This window comes from Psychrobacter sp. SCQQ22 (genome assembly GCF_015864605.1).
GTDB classification, from domain to species: Bacteria; Pseudomonadota; Gammaproteobacteria; order Pseudomonadales; family Moraxellaceae; genus Psychrobacter; species Psychrobacter fozii.
Map to the genome: position 1 here is coordinate 178840 of NZ_JADYWZ010000006.1, position 24058 is coordinate 202897.

The window sequence follows — 24058 nt, forward strand, 5'->3', positions numbered from 1 at the left end:
ATGACAATACGGTAAGGCGTTAAATTAGATTAATATCGATTGATAACCAAATTTAATCAGTTAACGAGAATACTATGGCAGCAGATACGCTTATCAATGACTTTGAATTACCGTTCCAATTATATGATGTATTGGGCACTGAAAATTTAACCGAGCATGCTAAGTTTGCAGAGCATAGCCGCGAAACATTTGATGCCGTATTGGACACGGCCAATAAAATTGCGACCCAATTGTTTTTGCCGCATAACCATGTAGCGGACAAGAATGAGCCACAGTTTGATGGCAAAAAGGTCAGCATGATAAGTGATGTAAAAGTCGCTTTTGATGCATTTCGTGAGTCAGGGTTTATCGCAGGCCGTTATGGTTTTGAAGACGGCGGTATGCAGTTACCTGAAACAGTGATGACAGCCGTGGCAGGTTATTTTATGGCTGCCAATCCATCAACGACTGCCTATCCATTTTTGACCACTGCTGCAATCAACGTCATCTCGCATTTTGCCAGTGATGAGATTAAAGCCGCCTTTATGCCGCGTATGCTGACAGGTGAGTTTACTGGAACCATGGCATTAACCGAGCCGCATGCAGGTTCGTCACTTGCTGATATCAAAACCACTGCGGTAAAACAAGACGATGGCTCATACCGCGTCAAAGGCAGCAAGATTTATATCTCGGGCGGTGATCACGAACTGTCTGACAATATCGTACATCTCGTATTGGCCAAAGTGCCAGGTGGTCCAGGTGGTGTGAAAGGCATCTCTTTATTTGCCGTGCCCAAGTATCGCTTAAACGAGGATGCATCGGTCGGCGAGCGCAACGATGTACATCTAACAGGACTCATTCATAAGCTAGGTTATAGAGGCACGACGTCGACGGCACTGAGCTTTGGTGACGAAGGTGAATGTTATGGTTATCTCATCGGTGAAGAGCATTTCGGCCTGCGCTATATGTTCAAAATGATGAATGAAGCACGCATCGCTGTCGGTTTTGGCGCGTCAATGGTGGGTTATCGCGGATATCAGTATTCACTTGATTATGCCAAAGACAGAACGCAAGGCAGAATCGCACCGAACAACAAACCTGAAGATGCGGCAACTGCCATCATCAATCATGGTGACGTAAAGCGTATGTTACTCGCGCAAAAAGCCTACTCTGAAGGCGGTATCTCCTTATGTCTATATGGCTCAAATCTGATTGACCGTATCAATACCTGTGAAGACGAAACGCTAAAAAATGAGCTAACAGAACTGTTAGATCTTCTCACCCCAGTATTAAAAGCATGGCCATCTGAATATGGGCCAAAAGCCAATGATTTGGGTATTCAAGTATTGGGCGGTGCAGGCTATACGCGTGAGTATCAGGCTGAGCAGTTTTGGCGTGACAATCGTCTTAACCCTATCCATGAAGGCACAAATGGTGTGCAGGCATTGGATTTGTCATTTCGTAAGTTGTGGCAAAAAGGTGGTCTGGGCATTCAAATCCTAAAACGTGAAATAACAAAAGATTTGGAAAGCATCACTACACCTGAGAGCGCGCAACTTGCAGGTAAGCTGATGCCTTACATGGGTCACTTGCATGAAGTATTGGTGCATCTCAGCAAAGTTTTACAAACCGAAGAAGCCGTGACATTGACGGGCAACGCGCAAGCACTGATGAATATCTTTGCCTCAATTGTGCTGAGCTGGGTTTGGATTCGTCAAGCCAGTAAAGCTGAGCAGCTATTAAGCACGACGCAAGATGCTGAGCAGCAGAACTTTTACAAAGGCAAGATACAAGCAGCAAAATACTTCATCGATTGGGAATTACCATTAGTTAAACGCGACATCGAATTATTAACCAACACCAACTCGGTTTGCACTGATATGCAAACAGAATGGTTCTAAGGACAACTCTAAGGAAAGAGACATGACAAAAATTAATAAACAGTGGCGACTAAAAGCAAGACCGGTAGGCGAGCCTAGTGCCGAGACTTGGGATTATACCGAGACAGAAATACCAACTATCACCGATGGTCAGCTACTGATTAAGGTTGAATACATCTCTATCGATCCGGCAATGCGTGGTTGGCTGAACGATGCCAAATCTTATATTGCACCGGTACAGATTGGTGAAGTCATGCGCGCTGGTACGGTAGGCGAAGTGATTGAAAGTAAGCATGAGAAATTTGCCGTTGGTGACTATGTCGCAGGTCACGATGGCGTGCAGTCTTATGCCGTTAGTGATGGTGCTAATCTGTACAAGGTTGATCCAAAATTGGCACCATTGTCTTATTACTTGGGCGTGCTCGGTATGCCAGGTATGACAGGATATTTTGGGTTGCTAAAAACAGGTCAGCCAAAAGCTGGTGAGACCGTTGTCGTCTCTGGTGCTGCCGGTGCTGTTGGTAGCTTAGTTGGTCAAATTGCCAAAATCAAAGGCTGCCGCGTTGTCGGTATCGCGGGCGGCGCTGAGAAATGCAAGTTCTTAGTTGATGAGCTTGGGTTCGATGCGACGATTGATTACAAAAATGAAGATGTGAAAAAAGCACTGAAGAAAACCTGCCCAGACGGCGTCGACGTGTACTTTGACAACGTAGGCGGTGATATTTTAAATGATGTGCTCACACAAATAAACCTGCATGCGCGTATCGTCATTTGCGGGGCTATCAGTCAGTATAACAACACCACAGAAGTCAAAGGCCCATCGAACTATTTATCATTGTTGGTCAATCGTGCCCGCATGGAAGGTATCGTGGTATTCGATAATCTCAAAGAATATCCAGTCGCTATGAAAGATATCGCTGGCTGGATTCAGTCAGGTGATATGAAAGTGAAAGACCATGTCGTTGAAGGTATCGAGACGTTCCCAGATACCTTGATGATGCTCTTTAACGGTGAAAACTTCGGCAAACTAGTACTTAAGGTAGAGGGATAGATCATGACACTGAATACAAACGGAATTGCATCAGATGTAACGGGTAAACGAATTTTGATCACGGGCGGTGCGTCAGGCATCGGAGCAGCAAGTGCGTTATTGCTAGCCAGTCGTGGCGCAAAAGTTGTGATTGGTGATATGGCAGAAGAGATGGGTGCTGCGGTTGCCAAGCAAGGTCAAGATGCTGGTAACAGTATCGTCTTCAAAAAAGTAGACGTGACTAGCGGTGATGAAGTGCGTGCGTTGTTCGACTTTGCAGTAGAAACGCTTGGCGGCTTAGATGTGGTGGTAAACAATGCTGGTATCGACCACAAGCCTTCACCAATGCATGAGCTAAGCGACGATGATTTTGATCGTAATATCGCAGTGAATTTAAAAGGTGTTTGGCACTGTATGCGTGCCGCTGTCAATTGTATGATCCCTAATGGCGGTGGTCATGTGATTAACGTGGCGTCTATTGCTGGTCTGCGTTCAGCGCCAATGATATCAGCTTATAGCGCTGCTAAACATGGCGTTATGGGTCTGACCAAGTCTGCTGCCCATGAATATGCCCGCGCCAATATTCGTTTTAACGCGGTATGCCCAAGCTTCATTGATACGCCTATGGTACGCAATACGATGGCAACGATGGATGAGCGTACGCAGCAAGCAACGATTAAGGCCAGTCCACTGCGCCGTCTAGGAGATGTGAATGAAATCTCTAGTGCGATTGCATGGCTAGCTAGTGATGAGAGTACCTTTATGAATGGTCATGCCTTTACACTCGATGGTGGTATGCTAGCGTAACTGTGGTAATTGAGCGCTCATTATTCAATTTATTAGTGCTCGATAATCGCTGTTAGGTATGACAGCGATTATCTGCGTTTAGTTATCCAATTTTAGATACATGAATTCAGTGTTAAAGAATGATTGTTTGAGAATAGACAGTTTATAAAAATATAAGGAATAATGATGAAAGACTTATTTGATTTAACCGGTAAAGTTGCTTTGGTCACTGGCGCTAGCCGCGGTATTGGCGAATCTATTGCTCGTTTATTGGCATCAAGAGGTGCGCATGTGATCGTCTCTAGCCGTAAGATTGATGCCTGCCAAGCAGTCGCTGATAGCATCGTCGCTGATGGTCACAAAGCCAGTGCTTTTGCTTGTCACGTGGGTGAGATGGCGCAGATTGACGCAATTTTTGAGCATATCAAAAGTGAATTTGGCCAAATCGATATCTTAGTCAATAACGCAGCAGCTAATCCTTACTATGGCCATATCTTAGATACAGATTTAGCAGCTTTTGATAAGACCGTTGAAGTTAATATCCGTGGTTACTTCTTTATGTCGACAGCTGCTGGCAAAATGATGAAAGAGCAGGGCGGTGGTGTCATCTTGAATACTGCATCGGTCAACGGTTTAGTAGCGGGAGACAAACAAGGTATCTACTCAATCACCAAAGCGGCAGTCATTAGCATGACCAAAGCGTTTGCTAAAGAATGTGGCCCATTAAATATCCGTGTCAATGCGCTATTACCAGGTTTAACCGATACCAAGTTTGCCTCTGCCCTGACGACCAATGATAAAGTCTTAAAAATGGCACTACATGCTATTCCACTAGGACGTGTTGCGAATCCTGATGAAATGGCTGGCACCGTGTTGTATCTGGTGTCTGATGCCTCAAGTTATACCACAGGCGCAACGATCGTTGTTGATGGTGGTATGCTGGCTTAATTAGCCGATCAGAAAACTTAGAATACAAATTTAAGAAAAGTTACTTAAGAACCGCATGAGATTAATTTTCATGCGGTTTTTTTTGATTTGGTTTTTTAATGGAATGTCTAAGTAATTTTGGTTTTGCGCTATCGAATAAATTGCTAATTTTAAATGAGCACCATCTGTATAGTGGCATAATAAAGCTGCTAACCGCTACTTGAATAATATAGGAATTAAGCATGAATTCAGTGACCAATCATAAAATAAATATAACTTCTCAAAATAAAATATGGCTATTTGTGCCAGCGACTCGTATCGATAGAGTAGCCAAAGCCTTTGCTAGTGGAGTAGATGCAGTTATAGTCGATTTAGAGGATGCCGTTGCGCTAGAGGATAAAGCAGACGCTCGCGAAGCATTACAACAATATTATGATAGTGCAGATTATCAGCCGATTTGGCTACGTATTAATAAGGCAGGTAGCGAAGAATTTTTCAAAGACATAGTGCTCTGTCAGAAAATGCCAAATTTAGCCGGCGTGTTACTGGCTAAAGCTGAGCAAGTCGCCGACATTGAGAGCGTGCACCAACTCACCAACTTGCCTGTGATTGCATTGATTGAGAGTGCCATTGGACTGTATCAACTCGACAGTATGGCAAAAGCAGTCGGGTTAGCCGCATTTAGTTATGGATTTTTAGATCTGTGCAATGATTTGCACGTGCAAGTAGGAACGCCTGCTGCTGATATCATCGCCAATCAAATCCGCTATCAACTAATCCTGACGTCAAAAGTACACCAATTATCGCCGCCCATCGATACCATTTATCCTGAATTCAATGACGAAGTAGGGCTAAGCGCCCGAGTGCAACTATGGTCACAAATGGGGATGTCAGGAATGCTGTGTATTCATCCCAAACAAGTGGCTGTCGTCAAGCAGGCATTACAACCAACAGACGAAGCATTGTCATTTGCTCAGCGTGTGGTCGAGGAGTATGAGCGCAGTGGACAGGCAGTGTTTGAAATAGATGGTCAAATGGTAGACGCACCAGTGATTGAGCGCAGTCGTCAACTGTTAGATAAGTAGGTAAAGTTTGTTAAATCAACACTATTATTATTGATATAATGATTCTCTCACTCGATATTATTGTGCATAAAATATTTCTATAGTCGGTTCAATATAATTTAGATACAAGGAAGGCGAGTGAAAGTACTACAACTCGTAGACTAAGCAAGCCTGACACCGTATCCAATTTATAGAGGATTGACTATACATAGACCATATTGCCCGTCAGTATTAGACGCTCTTACTCAAAATCGGAGAAACTCATTGCGAGCTGTCAACTATAAGTATTTGATTGTGATTGTTCTGCTAGCGCTTGCAGTGGGTTTTGCTATCTTTCGTTGGTGGCGAGGACCGCTGTTGCCTAGCTATACAGTTTCATCTATGCCATTGGTACAAACGGTGGTTGCGACTGGACGTGTCGTGACGACATCACGTACTCAAATTGGTAGTGAGGTGACGGGGGTCGTGCTTGAGCGCTTGGTACAAGAAGGCGACGAAGTGGCAAAAGGTGATTTATTATTGGTACTCAGCTCAGATGATGTGGCTGCACAAGTACGTCAAGCAGAGGCTGAATTGGCTGAGCTTGTGACCAGTAGGCGCCCACAAGCAAAGATTGACTTATCAAAAGCTGAGGTGCAGCTTGCACAGGCGACTCGTAATGTCGCACGTCGACGTGAGTTGGCAGCGATTTCAGCGATATCGGATGAAGAGATGGAGCAGGCGGAGCAGTCCCAGAGCCAAGCTCGCAATGACTTGGAAGCTGCGCGTCTAAGAGCAAAGGCACTGGCATCTGGCGGTGTTGAAGAAGCGCTACTACGTGAGCGCATTGCGGCATTGCAGGCTCAATTGGCTAAGACAGAAGTGCGCAGTAAGGTTGCTGGCACGGTATTGACTCGTGATGTGGAGCCGGGCGATCTAGTACAGCCAGGTAAAACTTTATTTACCATTGCACTTGCTGGCAATACAGAGGTACATGTACCGCTTGATGAGCGCAATTTATCACGATTGGCCTTACAACAGAAAGCACTTGCCATCGCTGATGCGTATCCAGACCAGCCTTTCCCTACTCGCATTACCTTCATCGCACCGAGTATCGATTCGCAGCGAGGTACGGTAGAGGTTAGGCTATCGGTTGATCCTGTGCCTGAATTTCTACGACAAGACATGACCGTTTCAGTGAATATTGAAACAGGTCGCCGTGAGCAGGCTTTGGTGCTTCCCAATGATGCTTTAGCGAATATCGAAGAGGATACGGCTCAAGTATGGTTGCTACGTGATGGTAAAGTACAACGTCAAAAAATAACATTAGGACTTCGTGGTCTAGCGATGTCGGAAGTCATTGCAGGGCTGGATAACGGAGATCAAGTGCTGGTTGATGCGACTTCGCCATTGGTCGATGGTGAGCGAGTGCGTACTGATGAGTCAGCAACCCGTAATGAATCAACGGTAACATCCAAGTGAAAAATTTGTTCGGGCGCCTATGGATCGATGCGGTGATTGCGATCAGTTTTTTGCGCGAGGGACGGGTGCAGTCGCTGATGATTACATTAGGTGTGGCTATTGGTGTGGCTGTTATCGTGTTTATCACAGCCTTAATTCAAGGTTTACAAACCAATTTAATCGATAAAACGCTTGGTAGCCAATCTCATATTCAATTGGTATCACCAGATGAGGTCAATTTATTGGCACCAGTAGCAGCGGGAACTGCACAGCTGATACAAGAAGACAAGCGTCCTCAGCGGCTGCGATCTATCAATAACTGGCAACAGATTACCGCTACCTTAGATAAACTACCAGTACTGACGGCAGTATCGCCTGTGGTATCAGGACCTGCTTTTGTTCGGCGCGGAGAAGCATTGGAGTCGGTGGTATTGGTCGGAACAGAACTCGAACGATACCAAAAAATCATACCGCTTGATGAGTATCTAATCAGTGGCGATCTGCGAGTCGGTGCTGATAATGTGCTCATCGGTAGTGAGCTTGCCAACAATCTCGGCGTTCAAGTGGGTAGCAAACTGCGACTAGACACTGGTGAGCAGGACAATACCGTGGTAAATGTCGCTGGGATATTTGAGTTGGGTGTCCGTGAGCTGGATGCACGTTACGTCTATCTAGACTTAAAGCAAGCACAATCATTGCTCAGCTTGCCAGGGGGCGTCACCGTGATTGACCTAACGGTTGCCGATATCTTTGAGGCGGACAATATTGCTGAGCAAGTAGGACGTCTGACCTCTTTGCAGGCGGAGAGTTGGATCGAGACCAATGCACAGTTAATGAGTGGACTATCAGCGCAGAGCTTGTCTACCAATATGATTATCGTTTTTGTGGGTATTTCGGTCGCCTTTGGTATTGCGAGCGTACTATCTGTCAGTGTCGTACAGCGTACTCGAGAAATTGGAATTTTACGTGCCACTGGTGCTACCCGTCAGCAGATCTTATGGATATTTCTGATTCAGGGCGCTGTGTTTGGCTTGCTAGGCTCTGTTTTGGGTAGTGCGGTGAGTTATGTGCTGGTGTGGGCATTTAATACTTTTGGCCCAAGTTTATTTTATATTCCAGTGTCTATAGAGCTTGTCTTGTTAGCAATGTTGCTAGCGACGCTAACCGGTGTATTGGCTGCTGCTATACCAGCGCGCCGAGCTGCCGCATTGGATCCCGTGGTGGCTATTCGTTATGTCTAATAATAACTTGCATGAAGTGCTGCGTTTAGAGGCACTAAAAAAATCTTATAATATTGGCCAGCCCAATGAAATTGAAGTGCTACATGGTATCGATTTGCGCATCGATAATAATGATTTCGCTGCGCTAATCGGGCCTTCGGGCTCTGGTAAAAGCACCTTGTTGAATGTGCTTGGCTTGCTAGATAAGCCTACCAGTGGTGAGTTGTATCTGCTCGGGCAGCCGACGAGTAATATGGACGATGCTGGTCGCACGGCACTGCGAGGTGGCAGTATTGGCTTTGTCTTTCAGTTTCATCATCTTATTCAAGCATTTACTGCGTTAGATAACGTATTAATGCCATTGATGCTGACCAAGGGTCGCCCAAATCAATCTGCCATACAAAAAGCGCGCGAGTTACTGGCTTCGGTGGGTTTGGAGAAGTTTGCTAATACCAAGCCGAATGAGCTCTCAGGTGGTCAACAGCAACGAGTGGCTATTGCTCGCGCGCTCATCACAGAGCCTGCATTGTTATTAGCTGATGAACCCACAGGTAATCTAGATACGGTAACGGCTGCCGAAGTGTTCGAGCTGTTTCGTAAGGTCAACCGTGAGCGTGATTGCGGTGTATTATTGGTTACACATGATCCACGTCTATCGGCATCCTGTGATCGGATTATCAATCTGGTAGACGGTCTTATCGAAAGTGATTCACTAAATGTTAAAAAACCTGAATCCTAATATCACAAAATAACGCTATATCACAAAGTAACGCTACAAAAATCTTGCGAATATATTATCAATATACTTTTCTACTGCATCCGTATCATTCGTTACTTGCGAATATGTTCTCAAGCCGATCATTTGAATTTGAAAATAGCGGGCGAGTTCAGCCGCACTTTCATCTGTGTTGATCTCACCATCATCAATGGCTTGCTGAAAAACTTTAACAAAAGACGCTTCGACATTTTCTAGAATATTGGTCGCATGAGTCAGCAAGTCTGGACTGTCATTCTGCGTCAGCTCACTGATGGTTTTGACAATCATACACATGCCACTCGGGGTAGTGCTTTTATTGCAAACAGTCACGCTGTGGATGAAGCGTTTTAGGCCATCAAGCTTGGTTTTTTCTTGGGCAATACTGTTGGCAAGGTTTATAGCACCTTGTTCAGCATAGCGATTTAACGCCTCTTTAAACAGGCTGTCTTTATTACCAAAAGCAGCATAAATACTGCCAGGACGCATATCAACCACATCTTGTAGATTTCTCATCGACGTAGCGTGATAGCCTTTTTCCCAATAGAGGTCTTTGGCTTTTTCGATTACGTCATCACGATTAAACTTCGCATGTGCACTCATAATTTTCACCTTAAAAGCAGTTATAGTTAATCCGCTATAATTGGATGCGGTGTCAGTTTCGCTTAGTCTGCTATAGTCAAAGAAATCTAAAACAGCTACAAGGCAGCCGACCGCAGATTGTACATATAGTACCTCTAGGGAGGGTAACACCGTAGCGGTTTAGTAGTTCGCTGACTATACTTGTAGCACTTTCACTCGCCTTTCTTGTATCCAAATTATATTGAACCGACTATGTTCTAAAACTATCGTTTTAATAATCAGAAAACCAAGTAACACTATTATCGTTTGCATTGATAATGATGTCACTTGGTTTTTAAGTGTTATCTGTATTCAAACGGATGTGTCAGTCAGAACAGATGGTTGTCAAAACAAATATTTATAGTCAATCTACTATTTTGGAGTGAATTGACTATGGTTAGAGCAGATTTAGTAATAAAATCTACTCTGGTTTTAGTGCTAATACATTATCAATATCTTGGGCGCTGTGACGATTCTCTAGTTGTTCCCATGCTTCGCCCCAAGTGCGGTTGACGATGCGGCCGCGTTGTACGGCTGGTCTCGCTAACATCGCATTTGCCCAGCGCTGCACATGAGGATAGTCATCAACCTGCAAAAACTCTTGCGCATCGTACTGAGTACCCACGACTAGATTGCCATACCAAGGCCAAGTGGCAATATCAGCAATGCTGTATTCGTCACCAGCGATAAACTCATTTTTTGCCAATTGTTTATCTAATACATCCAACTGACGCTTGGTTTCCATCGTAAAGCGATTGATCGCATATTCGAATTTTTCAGGCGCGTAAGCATAAAAGTGACCGAAACCACCACCCAAATACGGTGCAGAGCCATGTAACCAAAATAACCAGTTAAAAACTTTGGTACGCTCGCTACCTTTTTCAGGCAGTAGTACGCCAAATTTTTCAGCAAGATATACTAAAATAGACGCGGATTCAAATACAGCTTCAGAATCTTCACCACTTTGATCAACTAGGGCTGGAATTTTCGAGTTAGGGTTTACGTCTACAAACCCCGATCCAAACTGGTCGCCTTCGCCAATCTGAATCATATGGGCATCATACTCTGCCGCTTTGCCCAGTGCCAGTAACTCTTCTAACATAATCGTTACTTTTTGGCCATTAGGGGTGGCGATAGAATACAGTTGTAGCTCATGCTCGCCTACTGGTAGCGCTTGCTCATGAGTAGCGCCTGAGATGGGACGATTGACACTGGCCCATTTGCCGCCACTCTCTGCGTCATGTGTCCAAACTTTTGGTGGTACGTATTGGTCTGTCATTTTTATAACTCCTAGCGCAATTATGCGTCTTTTGCGAAGTTTTGTGGATATAGTGCACGTGCAGCGACTTCATCAAAATCAGACTTGAACTCAACGTCTTTAGCGATATTTCGTGCTTTTTCTACGGCAGGGCGAGCGTTGATGCTAGCAAACCAGCGCTTTAGGTTAGGATAGTTATCTAAGCCAGGTTCGCCTAATATAAATGCGGCCTTATCAACCCAGCCCCATGCTGAAATGTCAGCGATAGAGTAGTCATTACCAACTAAATACTCACGACCTTCCATGTGCTTGTCTAGCACTTCGTAATGACGTTCTGCTTCGCGAAGATAGCGATTGATGGCATACGGGATTTTTTCTGGTGCTTTATGACTAAAGTGTACTGATTGACCAGAGAAAGGACCCAAACCTGTCGCTACAAACATGAGCCATGACAACATCTCACCGCGATCTTCTGGCGCGCCTGCTAGCTGACCTGTTTTTTCGGCCAAGTACATTAATATAGCCGTTGAATCAAAGACACGTTTGCCATCATCTTCGAGAGCAGGGGCTTTACCATTAGGATTGATAGCGCGGTATTCAGGCGTATGCTGTTCACCTTTTAGCGTATCTACTGGTACTAACTCGTATGGTAAGCCTGTCTCCATAAGATATAGAGCGACTTTTAGAGGGTTAGGGGTCTGGTGAAAATAGAACTTAAGCATTATCTTATCCTTATGATATTGAAGTATGGGTCGTAGATCTGAACGGGTTTAGATTATATAAATATCGTTTTGTTATAGCCACTATAAACAAAAATGAACGACCGTTCAAGTTTATTTGTAGTTGTTCGTTATCTTACGGCTTAGAGTAAGGGCAAAAAAGGTCTTCATTAAGCTGATTTTTGTGGACGTAACAAAAGGGAAAGTCCAAGCGCGACAAAAGCGGCGATGCCAGATACCATATAACTGATACTAAAGTCACCAGTGATTTCTGCGAGATAGCCTGCTGCCACTGGCCCGAGAGCCTGTCCACCTGAAAAGGCAAAAGTCAGCGCGGCGAGTGCACTTGCGGCGGCTGCAGGCCCGAAATAATCGCCCGCCGAGGCAGCCATAATGACAGGCACACTCCACACCACTAAGCCAAACAAGATAATGGACAAGTACAGTCCTGAATGCCAATCAGTTAGCCCGACCAGAAGATAAGCGATGGCAAGGAAAACAAAGGCCAAAGCAAGCCCAAGACGTCTGCCAATGTGATCAGAAATCCAGCCAAACAACATACCTGAGAAGACGCTAAGCAGTCCAATCCATGCCCAAATACCACCCGCAGTTGCTTCACTCAGTTGATATGAGCCAACCATGCTGGTGACAATAAAGGTGACATAAACCATATAAGTAGCACCATAAATGGCGAAGATAATACCCAAATGTACGAGCAGCTTAATGTTGCTGCGCTCTAGCTTTTTCTTGTTTTTGACAGGCAGAGTAGGTGCGCGCCCAAAAGGATTTTGACTGACATCGTCTGGATGATTGCGAATCAAAGTGAAAGTAAGACAAGCCACCACGATGTTAATAACGGCAAAAATTAACCAACCTGTCTGCCAAGACAGTAGATGAGAGATGGGTAAGAGTTTGGGTACGACAAAGCCCGATAGAATAATGCCAAACCCAGGCCCCGCCATGACCAGTCCTAAAGCAAGCCCACGGTGCGAAGGGAAAAACCAATGCGACATGACGCTCATCATCGGTAAGACCACGCCGCCACTACCGATACCTGTTAGCACATAGAGTGCGCAGAGTATGGGAAAACTGGTAGTAAAAGCCATACCGAGCATCGAGACAGCAATTAAGAGAAGACTGCCCGTCGCAGTAGCTCGAGTACCAAACCGAGGGAGAATGAACGGACTTAGAAGCACTGCAACGAGATAGCCTATCAGGTTCGTGAATCCTAATATGCCGCTTTGAGTGTAATTTAAGCCCAATGAAGATGACATTGACGGCAGTAACATGCCAAATGCGAATCGTCCTAACCCAAGTCCACAGAACATTGCCACAGAGCCTGTCGCAGCGACTATCCAAGCATAATGCAACTTGCCAAGCTTGAGAGGCGCGGTGCTATCTTGACTTTCTCGGCCTTTATTGTCTTGTTGAATCATTCCATCAGCCATCACGAACCTCCAACAAGTCGAAAGTCCTTGATAGCCATCGTAGCTATATTTAGACCGAAGGCGACGACTTCCTTGTTTTGAATATTATCCATTTCACACTCATCCTTTTGTGCTTAATCCCTGTCAGTATTTTATCGACTATGTTTATGGCCTAACCATATTGATAGTCTAAGCATACTTATGTCCAATAAAAATTAGTATAGCCTTACCTGAACGTTCGTTCAATGGGTGTTTAAGCAAATAGCTAAAATGATTTTGTAGACCACATTAAAGAAAATGCCAGCTCACTTATGTGGCTGGCATTTTAACTGCTATTTTTTGATATCTTCTTTTTAGCTAACCGAGTCTTTTACTCAGCTCAGGAAAGCGCTTAATCATAAATAGCATCAGTAGCAGCGCTACAACAGCGATAGCTGCACCGACATATCCAACGCTTGATAGTGAAATATGAGTCACAGCATAACCACCGAATAGCGCACCAGTACCAATACCCAAATTGATAATGCCGGAAAACATCGACATCAGCATGTCTTGCGCATTGACATCGACCATAATGACTTTGGCTTGCATCGAAATAATAAGCAGCATGAGCGCCGCGCCCCAAAGTAAGGCAATAAAGCTGAGCGCCCATACGGATGTTACTGCTAGCAATAGTGTGAGCATAGACACGAGCATCAGTATCGTCGATATCAGCATCAATCTGGTATTGAATCTATCGCCCCAGCGACTAAATATCACGCTGCCGATAATCCCTGCGATACCGAATAGCAGTAATACAAGCGTTGCGGAGTTTTCACTGATTGAGCCAACGTGGCGCATGAAGGGTTCGATATACGAATAAGCCGTATAGTGCGCGGTGAAAATAAGCAATATGAGCAAGTATAAGCAGACCAACAATGGGTTTTTGAGCAGCTCTGGAATCTTTCTAAAAGACCCTTCAAACATACTGGGCAGCGTCGGTAAGAGTCTCGCTTGTAGTACAAATACAATAAAAGCAATCACGCCAATACCACCAAACGTCGCTCGCCAACCAAACCATTGACCGACCAAGCGTCCCAGTGGTACACCCAATACCATCGCCAATGAGGTGCCAGTCGCCAGCACGCTAAGCGCCAAGGCCTTTTTGCCTTCAGGTGCCACGCGTATAGCGATTGCCGCTGTGATGGACCAAAATATCGCATGCGATAGCGCAATGCCGACTCGGCTAATGAGAAGAACATCGAAACTCCACGCAAATACGGAAAGCACATGACTGGCAATGAATACCGCAAAAAGTCCCAAGAGCAAACGTTTACGCTCAAAACGACTGGTGAGCAGCATCAGTGGCAATGACATGGCCGCGACAATCCAAGCATAAAGTGTCAGCATCCAGCCAGTCTCTGCTGTAGTGATAGAGAAGTCTTGGGCAATATCGCTCAGCAAGGCGACAGGGACGAATTCGGTGGTATTCATAATAAAGGCACTGACGCCCATCAAGAATACTTGAAAATACTGAGTCCGGCGAGCATCAGAGCTCGCCTCAATGGTATGTTTCATAAGATCCAATACAAAGAAGGTGCTAATGCAAAATGATTAGCCAATAGTAGAGTAAGCAATTTTGATAATACAAGCGTGGCGAGGCAAGATACCAAGTCAACGGCATTAGTTAAAGGGCTTTTTTGATAAGGATTGTTAATTAGTTGATAGGAAAGCTTAAATCAAAAAATAATAGGCATGTCTGTCTCACAAATAATTTATTGACATTAAAGACGATCGGTCATAATATCTATGCATGACAATGACTAAGCCAAAAGCCCGTCGAGGGCGTCCACCCAATATTGAACGAGAGTTTACGGATACCCGTGAGGCTCTTTTGAGATCTGGGATGGAAATGCTGACAGAGCAAGGTTTTGCGACCACTGGTATCGATGCCATACTCAAACGTATCAATGTGCCTAAAGGTTCCTTCTACAATTACTTCAAAAACAAAGAAGCATTTGGACAGGAAGTATTACGGCAATACGCGTTATATTTCGCTCGTAAGCTAGATCATTGTTTTTTGAATGAGCACGTGTCTCCTATGCAGCGTATTAGTGACTTTGTTGAGGATGCTAAGTCGGGCATGATTAAGCATGAATTTCGACGCGGCTGCTTAGTAGGCAACTTAGGTCAAGAGATTGTCGTATTGCCTGACAGTTTCCGTTGTGAGTTAGAAAACATATTGCTTGATTGGCAGGAGCGTTTAGCGGCTTGCTTGCGTCTTGCAGTACAACAAGAACAAATACATTCTAATAGTGATTGTGATGAGCTTGCTGCTTACTTTTGGATTGGTTGGGAAGGTGCTGTTTTGCGTGCTAAGTTGGTGCAAGATGTCCATCCGTTGGATACTTTTTTCCGAGGGTTTGTGGCAGGGCTACAGAAGTAATTTTTTATCTATATTTTTAGACGACCGGTCTAAATTATTTTTTACTTATTTATAGACGATTGGTCTAAATAGGAGCTGTTATGTTTAAAGCAATATTAATTGAAAAAAATGATGATGTTTATCGGTCTAGTCTGACTGAGATACAGGACACGCAATTACCAGAAGGAGATGTCACGGTTCGTGTGGCATTTAGCACGCTCAATTATAAGGATGGATTAGCCATTACTGGTCGTAGCCCTGTGGTACGCACATTTCCTATGATTCCAGGAATTGATTTAGCAGGCACTGTCGAAACGAGCAACCATCATCGCTACAAAGCTGGCGACAAGGTGCTGTTGAATGGTTGGAGCGTGGGCGAGAAGTATTGGGGTGGTCTATCACAGAAAGCCAGATTGAACGGTGACTGGCTGATCCCGCTCCCTGAGTCGATGACTGAACGTCAAGCGATGGCAATTGGCACAGCAGGATATACCGCGATGCTTTGTCTAATTGCATTGGAGCGTCATGGACTGACACTAGATAGCGGTGAAGTACTTGTGACTGGTGCTAACGGCGGCGTTGGTAGTTTTGCCATCGCACTTTTGGCAAACCAAGGCTATTCTGTCACGGCTTCTACGGGTCGCCTAGAGGAAGTAGATTACCTAAAAAGCCTTGGTGCAACGACGATCATCGACCGAGCGGAATTAAGCAGTCCGGGACGCGCGCTTGGTAAAGAAAGATGGGCCGCTGCAATCGATTCTGTCGGCAGTCACACGCTTGCCAATGTTTGTGCCAGTATATGTGAAGATGGTTTAGTCGCTACTTGTGGACTGGCTCAAGGTATGGATTTCCCTGCTACTGTTGCGCCATTTATTTTGCGCGGTGTTAGTTTGCTTGGTATCAATAGCGTGACGCGACCTTATGATGAGCGTATAGAAGCTTGGAAGCGCTTGAGTACGAGTCTGGATATGACACAATTGGATGCAATCACAAGAGAGATTGGCCTGAGCGAAGTCATTCCAACAGCAAGTGAGTTGTTAGATGGCAAAATTCGTGGTCGAATAGTCGTTGATGTAAATCGTTAAGGTATAAGTAATATCTTTAGTGCTTTAACACTAGTGTTTCCATACTAATTTTTTAATACTAACGTTTAAAGATTTAGCTTCTTACTAGCATATGAACAAATGATATATAGAAATATCGAAGATTGAGTGCTTAAAGTGAAAAACAATTATTCACAAACGGGCACACATATCGGTATTTATTTTTTATCATTTAATATGCTATCATTATTGCGTTGTCTATCGTGGGTTTAACAGTTTTGTCATCACCGACTATTCTTGTAATAGCAGTGGTGTGCAAACCTTGCAACTTCCAGCACGATATAAAAGAACTCTGGTAAAGCGCATGAGCCTGTACTCCGACATCCTCATTTGTGCCTGATTTTATTTGCCCATATGGGCTTATATCATACTTTTTTGTCGGAGTTACAGGAGTCTAAGGTGTTTAATCTCATGAGCCATGTTGCCAACCAATCCAAATATACCCGTCGTTATCACCCACATCATCTTTTAGCGCAATACGTGATCAATCAAATAGACACGCTTGAGCTGCGTTCGCAAGATATTATCAAAAAGATGGGTTATCCGCTAAAGCATACCATTCCTGCGTGTGAGCGCCTGCGTCATGTATTGTCGAGCAAGTTCCTTGGGCTTGATGGCAGCTATATTGATAAATATTTCACCGCTGACGAATTTTTAGCGACGCTATTTTCAGTGCTCGATATACCTTATCAGCCATTCGCAGAAGATATTGCTCAGATCAAACACGATTTAGTTAATCCTCCAAAGTCTTTATGTACATATAGTTTACGAGCAGAGATAGATTTTGAGTTTGTGAATGCGAATTGGATGGTTCGTTGCGGAGTATCGCGTTTGGCTCATATACGTCTACCTAATGATTTTGCTGAAATGAATAAAGCAAAACGCACATCGATCATAAAAGATGCTATCTATGATCATTATCAGCAGTATGTGAGCGGTTTGCCCTATGATGGTGTGATCAAGGGTTATCAACTAATTGCTGAGCAGAACAATGAAGTGGTTGAGACCATAGCATATGGATTGCCAAAATCTAGCAATGTCTGAATACAAAAGCTTCTATAGAATTAATGATTTAACATCTTAACGATTAGCAAGTATTAGATGTTGTAAAACAAAAAAGTCCCTATTCACATGAATAGGGACTTTTTTTAGTCTACATTATCTATATGATATAAACTGACCTATCACTTAAAAACGATGGGTATAGCCAACCGTATAAGTACGTCCTAGACCTTTGTAATCAAATGCTGATGCAGGTGCGTAGCTACCATAATATATCTGCGCTTGTTGCCCCCAAACGGTGGTGTAATCTTTGTCCAATAAGTTTTGAACACCTAGACTAAACTCACCTGAAGGTAAGAAGTAAGTGTAATCAAGGTCAACCGTAGTATAGCCATCTAGCTCTTGAGTAGAGTCGCTACTTGAATCATAACCTGAGACGTCACGCATCATATTTGCTTGTAGCTTAAGCGCTTGGTTGTCATCTTCCCAGCGTGTCCACAGAGCGTATTTGGCTGGGCTGGTGTCAGTCACGACAGTATCTTCGTAGCTACCATCAACCTGCGTCTCGCTTTTGACCCAATGTGCCAGTGCGCCGATGCTCACATTGTCATTAATCGCATATCGCCCTTTGCTTCAACACCATACACACGCTTTTTATTATCACTTTGAGTGATCAGCAGTGTGCTGCGATCATAATCGATACTGCCATCCGATACGCTATAGTAACCAGTCAGCTGACCCGTCAAATTGTTGTGATTGAACGACGTGCCTAACTCGTAGCTATCAGTTTTGATGCCATCAAGTTCGGTACCAGAGACATTAGAGCCATTAACAAGCTCATAATAGTTTGCTGCATTTTTTGCATAGATGCCTTGACCATAAAACTTAGCAGGATCAGGCAACTCAAAACCTTGTGAGAAGTTTGCGAAGTAGCGTAGGTTACTGGTAGGTTTATAGTTAAGTCCCAGATTAAATAAGTTGACATTATAGTCAGTGCTACCGCCAGGGATCGCGTCACCACCCGTGGCATTGCCTAAAGCAATATCAGTCTGTACTGTGCTAGAGACAAAATCATCGATTTTATTGTTTAGGTGTTGGTAGCGCATACCAGCTGTCGCGCTTAGCTTATTGGTTAGCTCATAATCACCTTGAATGAAACCAGCGATAGAATTTACCTCAGTGCCAGGGTAGCGTCCAACGGTGGCAAACTCATCATTGACCAGACCACCAGTAGCAATGCTCGTACCCTGATTAAATATCATTTTATTACTGTCAAGTTTGTCTTGATAGCCGTCGATACCATAGGTTAACTTGAGCTTTTCAGTCCAATCCTTGCTTAGTGCGACACGTGCTGAAGTCACGTCAGTTGACTGCTCTGAAGCGGCAAAGTAAGTGCCATAGATGAATGGAATAAAGCTCAGCTCTTCGGTACGATGTGAGAGCTGAGCATATACTTCATGACCGAATAGCTCAGTATTGTGGTAATTGGCATTGTATTGCTGACGTTCCGTGCTGGCTTGTCGATCACTCTCAAAACCGTCACTAATCTCGGCACCGAATGGATAAGTGGTTAGATCATACTGAATACCGTAATCTGTGTCTTGCTCACTATTATAGTACTGTGCTGACAAGTCTAAGGTTTGCTTCTCATCTATCTGGAGCTGTGTGCTGGCCAAGATATCAATGGTCTCATTGTCTTGCAACGAACCCTGAGTGGTATCAGGAACCAGCATTTTACCGCTGCCATCAAAGAAAGAGCCGGTCTGTTCATAAGTGACGGCTAGCTTACTTTTGATATTTTCTGTACCACCGCCGATTGAGGCGTGACCTTTGTAAGAGATGTCATCCTCATCTTGGAAACCTGATGTTGCTTGTATAGAGGTGGTGATTTGTGGTTCACCAGCTTGTGCTTTTTTGGTCTTAATATTGATAATACCACCGGTAGCACCACCACCATAGACTGCTGATGCACCAGACAATACTTCGATACTCTCGATATTTTCCATGCTAATCGAGTCTAGATAACGACTGATAGCCCGTGATGAATTGAGTGACACCCCATCAATCATTACTTGCATACTACGCCCACGCAAGTTTTGACCTGCGCTTGTACGACCGCTGCTACCCAAATCGAGGGAGGGTACTTCTTAAGCGATAAAGTCGCCTAAACGCTTACCCGTACGTGCCGCTTCATCGACTTTGTATTCATCGATATACCAGACAGTCGCCGGAATATCAGAGATTGCTTTTGGCGTTTGGTTGGCAACCACCACGATAGGATCAAGCGTGACACTTGGCTGAGCACTTTGGTCGGTATCAATCGTTGTGTCAGCAAATGCTGGACTGAATTGCAATAGCGTTCCTACAGCTAGAACCATAGGCGCTTTTTTAGAAGTCTGTAGGGTGGTTAGAATGGCGCTATACAAACGAGAGTAGGGCAAAGTACGAGATAAAGTATGGCGCTTAGACATAATGATGGAACCGTAGTGTAAATGATAATTGTTAATGATACCTTTATCATCTAAGTATGTCTATAGGTTATGGTTTGGTAAATAAAGCTGACCGAATATGTCTTAGAAGATGACGAGTATGATGAATATGTAACTAATGGAAGAGGGTAGCTATTGAAAATAGTCTCAGATACACAGAGAAAAACCGTCTAATGCTCTTTGCATTAGACGGTTCTATAAGATTTTCACTGTAGTGATTTTACACTCTACACTTTACATTTTAGGATTTAATGACAGAGCTATTTAAAATGCGCCGCTAAGCCCAACAAATAAACTCGTTGATTTATCATCATCACCTTGTGAATGCGTAACACCTGCATTGGCACTCAGTTGACCAAAGTCCCTAGATAGCCCAAGTGTCATTGCAAAGTTGTCATCGTCAGTTTGTGCCATTGGTGTGCTAAAGCTAATGTTAGACAATGTGTTTAGGCGTGCTGTTACGGCTTCACGATTGTCACTTAGCTGCTTTTGATAATGGATATCACCGAACACGTTTAGTTTTTCCATGACATTATGATTGGCTTTGACCCCAAGCTTGCCATAAGTCGTGGTATATTTTTGCTCATCGAACTGCATGGCGATGCCAGAGTTTTCTTGTTCTTCAAGCTCACTGATCTTTACACGGCTAGCAGTTGCACCAATATATGGGGTGATAGCAACGCTGCTTACTTGCATTGGGTAGCCGGCCTGTACGTTGGCATAAAAACGTTTGCCATCAGCATTTGATTTAAATTCTTGTTTATAGCTGCCGAGCGTGACGGCGCGTGTGACATCCACATCCATATTGCCAAAACCAACAGCACCGTTAATTTGTACGCCACCAAAATTGTCTAGCGTATTGCTATGATAGACACCAAAACCTACTTCATCTAATTCAATATTGCTTAAACCCGTGGCGACACCTGAGTTATCAAATTCTTTTTGAGTAATATTGCCATATAAGCCAGTGACTGCGTTGGCTGAATTGGGATGAGCAAAGTCTACGCCGAATAGTACTTGTGTATTGTTATCACTATCAAACCCTGCGATGTCTTGATCTTCAAACTCACCTACCGCCCATAACGTACGGTCAGGCTTTTGCTCACTGCTTTGGATTTGGTTGACGTGAGATTGTAAGCGCTCATTGGTTGCCAGTCCTGTGGTAGTTGCAATATGTGGCAGGACACCGATTAGGCTAGGCGCAGTCACAACAGCATTTGCATAGTCAGCAATCATTTGATGCGCACTACCGGTCGGATGTATGCCATCCGCAAAAAAGTAGGTTTCGTTGGCATCTGGAGTGACTAAGTCGCTTGATCCACAAGTGAGCGAGCTGTCTGTATTACAAGCAGGTGTCGTGATATTAGTAAAGCCGTAGGCGGTAGGGTTGTCTGCGACTTCTTGCAATAAGCTAAACATATCTAACGGTATGATATTAGCCCCAGTATTTGCCACACCACTGAGCATAAATTGATTATATAGACTAGTTACACCAGTACTTTGCGCTTGTGCTACAGCTCCTTGCTCGATAGCTCTAGGTGTTAGACCGATATCAGGAATATTGGGTACTAAAATATAGTTTGCACCATTGTCTTTTAGTGTATTGATGGTGTCGACCTGACTAGCCACTGCGCCAAGTATCGTAGTTTGGGCATTATCAGGATCTGTAGCCGCAGCAAGTAAATCATTTGCGCCTGCCCAAACAACATATAGTCCATTGGGATCTACTTTGTTATTGGCGACATAGCTATCGACTTGGCTATTGGCAGAAGCCACTGGAATGCCAAAAGCAGTGACGTCTACGCCTGCTCTTGCGCCGCCAATGGCATAGTTATTACCCGTTTGACTACCATCATAGGTATTGGCGACAGCGGTTGTACCTAGCTGCTCAGCGAATGAGGTTGCCCATGTATTGTCAGGGTTGGTAGTGAACTGACCTGATTCCTCAAGTCCAAAAGTGCCTTGGGTAAGTGGACTTAAGTATCCACCATCCGTTAAACTGTCACCAAAAAATGTCACGCTACTATAGTCATTAGCATGAGAGAGTCCGGCCGTACATAGTGTAATGGCTAGTATGCTCTGAGTAAGGGTTTTTAGAGTAGGGCGTTTAATAACAGCACGAGGTGTATGATGAGACATATCGACTTCCTTGTCGTAAATATGGCGGGATTATTAACCGATTGTAACTACTTTTTAAAAACCTAGCAATCTATTTGACTGTATAGTCCTATCTTATTTTAATGGGTCTTATTAATCTTTAGGTCAATATAATCTCAAAATCCTAAGCAATATTTAATGCCAGAGAGCTTTAAAACGTCACTCTTTAACGATTGCTGTCATTATTAATATTGCATAGTTGATTCTCTATAAAAGAGAAACAAGGTAACCGACTGCAAATGTAACTGTGATACTTCAAGTGAGGTTAACGCTGTCACTTTTTTATAGAGAATTGACTATAAAGTGGCTGCTTTATCGATAATGATTTATGATGAGCAGACATTATGGATTATTTATATAAAAGCAAATCATGATTTTCATTAGCAACACTATCAGACTCAATGACCACGAGGTAGAGATTAGCGCCATACGTGCGCAAGGTGCTGGCGGGCAAAATGTCAATAAAGTCTCTTCTGCCATTCATCTGCGTTTTGATATAACAACTTCAAGTCTCAGCGCTCCGCAAAAAGAGCGTCTCTTGGCCAGTAATGATAATCGCATTAGTAAAGAAGGCGTGTTTGTACTAAAAGCGCAGCAATTTCGCACGCAAGAAAGAAATAAGGCGGATGCTCTTGAGCGCTTGCAACAGTTTATTATACAGGCCACTTCTATCAGCAAAAACCGAAAGCCTACAAGGCCCAGTAGAAATGCTAAGCGTAAACGTGTAGATAAAAAAACCCAGCGAGGTAAAACCAAGGCATTGCGAGGTAAGGTAGACTTTTAACCTGCTATAAATACTTCTATTTTGAGTCGCATATATATCTAAAAGTGTCTGAATAAGAGACAATATGCCCATAGATTTTAAGTCGCTGTGACATTGTAAACAGTCGTGCACTTATAAGCTATTACAAATAAGTAATGGCTCACACTTAACAACGTTAATCCAAATAAAAAAGGCAGTTCTGAATGACCAATGATAACCCGTTTAACTTTTTACCCTTGCAGCCTATCGGTAGGAATGAGACTGATAGTGCTAATGCCTATGCTCCTGAAGATATGATTAAAATATACGAGCAGCAGTTTCTCATTCAAGTGCCTGAAGAACAGTTGACTGAGTTTTTGCCAGCACTCAAAAGATTTTATGACATTGATAATAATACGTTAGACGTTAGTGCTATTATTTTTGAAGCCATTGCGGAATCGAGTATTATTTATAATCACAAAATCAAAGTAGGCAACTATCAAATACTAGGTGGATTGATAGAAGAGGCGATTGAATATGATGAAGACAATAAAAATGACGAAGGTGTTGAAAACGAAGACATTCAAGCTTACACATTAGAATGTAAACGTGCTTTTTTCATCAATGATGTAGAGATACCTTATCATTTCAATTTATTTATTTACGGTGATGGCTATTCGACGTTAACCAAAAAAGAAAGCTTGTTAGAAAAAATGTATTGGTTCGTTAGAGGTAGATTCGAAGAGCATCTATTGGATGACGCTGAAGATAATGAAAGCTTAGAATCTATCAATGAGCAGCTAGCCAGCTTAGGCATTCGTGAAATGGATCTGTCGACTATAGATGGGATAGTCAACTACGTAGAAGACAATATCATAGATGATGCCATGGTAGAGGCACTGAACAAGTTATTAGATGATGCCGAGTAGTATAAAAGATAAGCCTATAAACTAGGCTGTCGCGGCGTATTCCATATGAGTTGTGTCTAAGGCGTGTTGAGCATTCACCGATAGCTGCTATTAAGGCTATTATTGAATGTTCAACACGCCTTTATAA

General features: G+C 43.7%; 22 protein-coding genes and 1 pseudogene. 13 read left to right on the forward strand and 10 right to left on the reverse strand.

Going from position 1 to position 24058, the window contains the following annotated elements; translation table 11 throughout:
• Window positions 1-74 precede the first annotated feature (74 nt).
• From I6E84_RS09715 to I6E84_RS09750, 8 genes are all read left to right on the forward strand, one after another.
• Complete coding sequence (locus tag I6E84_RS09715; RefSeq protein WP_197217729.1) at window positions 75-1880, forward strand: acyl-CoA dehydrogenase; 1806 nt, start codon at window positions 75-77, stop codon at window positions 1878-1880.
• Between the two features lie 22 nt (window positions 1881-1902).
• Entirely contained in the window at window positions 1903-2910 is a 1008-nt protein-coding gene (locus tag I6E84_RS09720; protein WP_197217730.1) for an NADP-dependent oxidoreductase, read from the forward strand.
• 3 nt (window positions 2911-2913) lie between these two features.
• Complete coding sequence (locus tag I6E84_RS09725; protein ID WP_197100110.1) at window positions 2914-3696, forward strand: SDR family NAD(P)-dependent oxidoreductase; 783 nt, start codon at window positions 2914-2916, stop codon at window positions 3694-3696.
• A 162-nt stretch (window positions 3697-3858) separates the two neighbouring features.
• Entirely contained in the window at window positions 3859-4623 is a 765-nt protein-coding gene (locus I6E84_RS09730; RefSeq protein ID WP_265090116.1) for an SDR family oxidoreductase, read from the forward strand.
• A 221-nt stretch (window positions 4624-4844) separates the two neighbouring features.
• Window positions 4845-5687 (forward strand): HpcH/HpaI aldolase/citrate lyase family protein, encoded by an 843-nt coding sequence (locus I6E84_RS09735; RefSeq protein WP_110922777.1) that lies wholly within the window; start codon window positions 4845-4847, stop codon window positions 5685-5687.
• A gap of 243 nt (window positions 5688-5930) precedes the next feature.
• Window positions 5931-7127, forward strand: coding sequence for an efflux RND transporter periplasmic adaptor subunit (locus I6E84_RS09740; protein ID WP_197217731.1), 1197 nt, complete (start codon window positions 5931-5933; stop codon window positions 7125-7127).
• Window positions 7124-8347: an ABC transporter permease gene (locus tag I6E84_RS09745; protein WP_197100114.1), complete on the forward strand. Its 1224-nt coding sequence runs from the start codon at window positions 7124-7126 to the stop codon at window positions 8345-8347. The genes I6E84_RS09740 and I6E84_RS09745 overlap by 4 nt, the downstream gene beginning before the upstream one ends.
• Window positions 8340-9065 (forward strand): ABC transporter ATP-binding protein, encoded by a 726-nt coding sequence (locus I6E84_RS09750; protein ID WP_197217732.1) that lies wholly within the window; start codon window positions 8340-8342, stop codon window positions 9063-9065. The genes I6E84_RS09745 and I6E84_RS09750 overlap by 8 nt, the downstream gene beginning before the upstream one ends.
• Before the next feature lie 33 nt (window positions 9066-9098).
• Here the strand turns inward: I6E84_RS09750 and I6E84_RS09755 are convergent, their stop codons facing one another.
• The 5 genes from I6E84_RS09755 to I6E84_RS09775 form a co-directional block, all read right to left on the reverse strand.
• Entirely contained in the window at window positions 9099-9683 is a 585-nt protein-coding gene (locus I6E84_RS09755) for a TetR/AcrR family transcriptional regulator (RefSeq protein ID WP_197100116.1), read from the reverse strand.
• A 439-nt stretch (window positions 9684-10122) separates the two neighbouring features.
• Entirely contained in the window at window positions 10123-10980 is an 858-nt protein-coding gene (yghU, locus tag I6E84_RS09760; protein ID WP_197100117.1) for a glutathione-dependent disulfide-bond oxidoreductase, read from the reverse strand.
• Window positions 10981-11000: 20 nt separating this feature from the next.
• On the reverse strand, window positions 11001-11681 hold the full coding sequence (locus I6E84_RS09765) for a glutathione S-transferase family protein (RefSeq protein ID WP_197100118.1): 681 nt from the start codon (window positions 11679-11681) through the stop codon (window positions 11001-11003).
• 167 nt (window positions 11682-11848) lie between these two features.
• Window positions 11849-13126, reverse strand: coding sequence for an MFS transporter (locus tag I6E84_RS09770; RefSeq protein ID WP_197100119.1), 1278 nt, complete (start codon window positions 13124-13126; stop codon window positions 11849-11851).
• 336 nt (window positions 13127-13462) lie between these two features.
• A complete protein-coding gene (locus tag I6E84_RS09775) occupies window positions 13463-14662 on the reverse strand; it encodes a sugar transporter (protein WP_227681439.1) in 1200 nt (399 codons plus the stop codon).
• A 241-nt stretch (window positions 14663-14903) separates the two neighbouring features.
• On the opposite strand from I6E84_RS09775, the gene I6E84_RS09780 reads away from it, so the two are divergent.
• The 3 genes from I6E84_RS09780 (at window position 14904) to I6E84_RS09790 (ending at window position 17656) form a co-directional block, all read left to right on the forward strand.
• Window positions 14904-15530 (forward strand): TetR/AcrR family transcriptional regulator, encoded by a 627-nt coding sequence (locus I6E84_RS09780; protein ID WP_265090861.1) that lies wholly within the window; start codon window positions 14904-14906, stop codon window positions 15528-15530.
• 80 nt (window positions 15531-15610) lie between these two features.
• Window positions 15611-16594, forward strand: a complete 984-nt coding sequence (locus tag I6E84_RS09785; protein WP_197217735.1) for an MDR family oxidoreductase — start codon at window positions 15611-15613, stop codon at window positions 16592-16594.
• 429 nt (window positions 16595-17023) lie between these two features.
• Window positions 17024-17656, forward strand: a complete 633-nt coding sequence (locus I6E84_RS09790; RefSeq protein WP_197217736.1) for a hypothetical protein — start codon at window positions 17024-17026, stop codon at window positions 17654-17656.
• Between the two features lie 144 nt (window positions 17657-17800).
• On the opposite strand, the gene I6E84_RS14200 is transcribed toward I6E84_RS09790, so the two are convergent.
• The 5 genes and pseudogenes from I6E84_RS14200 to I6E84_RS09810 all read right to left on the reverse strand — a co-directional run bounded on the left by I6E84_RS14200 (window position 17801) and on the right by I6E84_RS09810 (window position 22242).
• The gene (locus I6E84_RS14200) at window positions 17801-18217 is read right to left on the reverse strand and encodes a TonB-dependent receptor domain-containing protein (RefSeq protein WP_197217737.1); all 417 of its coding nucleotides are present in this window, start codon (window positions 18215-18217) and stop codon (window positions 17801-17803) included.
• Window positions 18214-19347, reverse strand: coding sequence for a TonB-dependent receptor domain-containing protein (locus tag I6E84_RS09800; RefSeq protein ID WP_320158641.1), 1134 nt, complete (start codon window positions 19345-19347; stop codon window positions 18214-18216). Before I6E84_RS09800 ends, I6E84_RS14200 begins: the two co-directional genes overlap by 4 nt.
• Before the next feature lie 210 nt (window positions 19348-19557).
• A pseudogene (locus I6E84_RS14255) lies at window positions 19558-19746 on the reverse strand (TonB-dependent receptor plug domain-containing protein); the annotation flags it as partial.
• Between the two features lie 15 nt (window positions 19747-19761).
• Window positions 19762-20085 (reverse strand): hypothetical protein, encoded by a 324-nt coding sequence (locus tag I6E84_RS09805; protein WP_197217739.1) that lies wholly within the window; start codon window positions 20083-20085, stop codon window positions 19762-19764.
• A 282-nt stretch (window positions 20086-20367) separates the two neighbouring features.
• Complete coding sequence (locus I6E84_RS09810) at window positions 20368-22242, reverse strand: autotransporter domain-containing protein (RefSeq protein WP_197217740.1); 1875 nt, start codon at window positions 22240-22242, stop codon at window positions 20368-20370.
• A 388-nt stretch (window positions 22243-22630) separates the two neighbouring features.
• On the opposite strand from I6E84_RS09810, the gene arfB reads away from it, so the two are divergent.
• Both arfB and I6E84_RS09820 read left to right on the forward strand, forming a co-directional pair.
• Window positions 22631-23044 (forward strand): alternative ribosome rescue aminoacyl-tRNA hydrolase ArfB, encoded by a 414-nt coding sequence (gene arfB / locus I6E84_RS09815; RefSeq protein ID WP_197217742.1) that lies wholly within the window; start codon window positions 22631-22633, stop codon window positions 23042-23044.
• A gap of 182 nt (window positions 23045-23226) precedes the next feature.
• Window positions 23227-23931, forward strand: a complete 705-nt coding sequence (locus I6E84_RS09820) for a hypothetical protein (RefSeq protein WP_197217744.1) — start codon at window positions 23227-23229, stop codon at window positions 23929-23931.
• The last annotated feature ends 127 nt before the right edge of the window (window positions 23932-24058 follow it).